The following is a 1571-nucleotide window of genomic DNA, read 5'->3' as shown; positions in this document are numbered from 1 at the left end:
GCCTTTCATAGCGTGTTCCCGCGGGCGGAGTTCCGCCCGGAGGGTGTGGACGAACCGGATCCGCGCGAGCGGTCGTATCCGGGTGAGGGTGTGGTGGTGTGGCGTTATGACGGGCTGCTGCCCCACCCCGCTGTCGCAGCGCCGTCGCCGGAGGTCGCCGCGCGGGTGGGTGCTCTGGCGGTACCGGTGTGGCCGCACATCCTCGCAGTTCATGCGCGGGCGGGTGCTCTCGCCGACGTTGCGGTCGACGACCTGCTGGGTGTCCTGGTTCATCCGCCGCAACCGGTGCAGGGGCGGCCGGATGGGTGGGTGCGGGCGGTTCAGGTCATGGCCTGTCTCGGCATCGCCTGGCACCGCCTCGATCAGCCGTGGCGCGGGTCGGAGCGGGCGCGGATCTTGTCTGAGCTGCTGTTCGGCCCGGAGGATTGGGTGACCGAGGCGGCCGCTTTCGCCATGGTCGCCTCGGCTTGGGCGGATCCGTCGTTGCGGCGGGATGTGGGCACGACGGTCGCGGTCCGCTGGTTCCAGGCCGAAAAAGCCGCCCGCACCCGTGCGGTGACCATCCTCGGTTCCCTGACCGACCTGGTCCTGGCCTGCCCATGGCTCGACGACCGGGCCAGCAACCCGGCCCGGGAACTGCGCGCCCGACTGCGATCCGGATGACGTGTTCGTGTTTTGACTGGATCGTATCCACGGCCGCAGTGCGGACTCTTATCCTGTGGGAAGGGCCACACCTTCACGCGGTTATGGCTGGAGCAAATCCGGAGCAGGAGCACGCTTTGAACCGCATCGAACGGCAGCCGACTGCCATCAATGGCGGCGTTTGACCGGCGGATTCTCCACCTGCTAGCCTCGACCTGTAGACTTAAAGTAGTCGACCTCTCACTGGCGGTGAGGGGTCAGGGGTTCGAGTCCCCTTAGCTCCACGTTTTGATCAATCCCTTTCGATCGGCTTGTTTTAGCTGGTCGGAGGGGATTTTTGCTGTGTCATGACGATCTTGTTTGTTCGTTTCGATGGGGATTCGGTTGCTCATGGTGGGGTGTTTCTGGTGCATGTTGCTCCAGGTGGCGAGTGGGGGAGCAGTGGGTTTTTGGTGGTTCCCCACGGGATGGTTGTGGTTGTCTCTCTTTCCAGCGGCGTTCGGGGGTTTGATGTTGATGCCGGGGTGGTGGAGGTGGACTGGGTCGCCGAGTTTTTGTCGCTGGTTGTTTCTGTTGTGGTCGTTTGGGATACGGGCTGCGGGTGGCTTTGTGCCAGCGGCGTTGGAGGTCGGCGAGGAGTCGGGTTTCGACTTCGGGGGCGACGTGTGAGTAGGTTTCAATGACTCGGTTGGGTAAGTGGTGGCCGAGGCGGCGGACTTGGGCGGTTTCGGGTGCGCCGCCGGCGATGAGCCAGGTTTTGTGGCTGTGTCGTAGTCCGTGGAAGGTCAGTCCGGGGCAGACGGGGCAGATCCGGGTGCCGGGTTTGCGGACGCCGTCGATGGCGGGGCGGAGGACGCGGCGGTCGAAGGTGGAGCGCCATAGCCAGGTGCCGCACGGGTTGGTGAAGACGAACTCGAACGGGTGTATCT

Annotated in this window: 1 protein-coding gene; it reads left to right on the top strand. The window is 64.8% G+C overall.

The window, feature by feature from the left end:
- Positions 1-663: hypothetical protein (locus tag FNH05_RS38665; protein WP_222426828.1), on the top strand; the 663-nt coding region annotated here is incomplete at its 5' end.
- Positions 664-1571: the final 908 nt, after the last annotated feature.

It is taken from the genome of Amycolatopsis rhizosphaerae (assembly GCF_007713715.1).
GTDB lineage: Bacteria > Actinomycetota > Actinomycetes > Mycobacteriales > Pseudonocardiaceae > Amycolatopsis_E > Amycolatopsis_E rhizosphaerae.
This window is presented reverse-complemented; position numbering and strand designations above follow the sequence as displayed.